Source organism: Pantoea sp. CFSAN033090, from assembly GCF_001264395.1.
GTDB classification, from domain to species: Bacteria; Pseudomonadota; Gammaproteobacteria; order Enterobacterales; family Enterobacteriaceae; genus Pantoea; species Pantoea agglomerans.
The window spans coordinates 1-818 of the sequence record NZ_LGYX01000044.1; the positions used below are offsets into that span (position 1 = coordinate 1).

1 protein-coding gene is annotated in these 818 nt (G+C 70.0%); it reads left to right on the forward strand.

Features of this window, described 5'->3' with window-relative positions:
* Positions 1-818: Ig-like domain-containing protein (locus AFL22_RS22905; protein WP_241773212.1), on the forward strand; the 818-nt coding region annotated here is incomplete at both ends.

The following is an 818-nucleotide window of genomic DNA, read 5'->3' on the forward strand; positions in this document are numbered from 1 at the left end:
GAACGGCACCGCGGGCGCGGGGCTGACGGTCATCGTGTGGGCCACGGATGCGGACGGCAACCGGGTAAACGCGGGGTCGGGCGTGGCGGATGACAACGGCCGCTGGAGCATTACCACGGCGGCGCTGGGCGAGGACGGCCGCTATGACCTGACGGCGACGGCGGTGAACGCGGCGGGGGTTTCCTCGGCGGAGACCGGCGCGTTTAACGTGGTGCTGGACACCGTGGCACCGGAGGCGGCCGTGGCGGCGCTGATGGACGCCCAGGGTGAGGTGCAGGGCGAAGTTGCCAGCGGCGGGGTAACCGACGACCGCGCGCCGGTGCTGAAGGGCACGGCGGAAGCGGGCGCGACGGTGACGGTATATCTGGACAACAGCAGCACGCCGGCAGGCAGCACGGTGGCGGACGCGGACGGCAACTGGACACTGGCGCTGGGCACGCTGACGGACGGGGAGCACAGCTGGCAGGTGAAGGTGACGGACGCGGCGGGGAACGAAACCCGCGGCGAGCGCGCGACCTTCAGGCTGGACAGCAGCAGCGTGGAGCTGAGCATTGACCAGGCGAACGACGATGCGGGAAGCATCACCGGCGCGGTACTGAACGGCGGCCTGACCGACGACAGCACGCCGGAGCTGCAGGGCACGGCGGCGGCGGGCGCGGTGGTGACCATCAGCGACAAATCGGGCGCGGTGCTGGGCAGCAGCACGGCAAACAGCAGCGGCGTATGGACGTTCGCGGTGGCGGAGCTGGCAGATGGTGAGCACGTCTTTACGGCATCGGTAACCAACGCGGCGGGCAACAGCAGCGAGGCGAAATTTA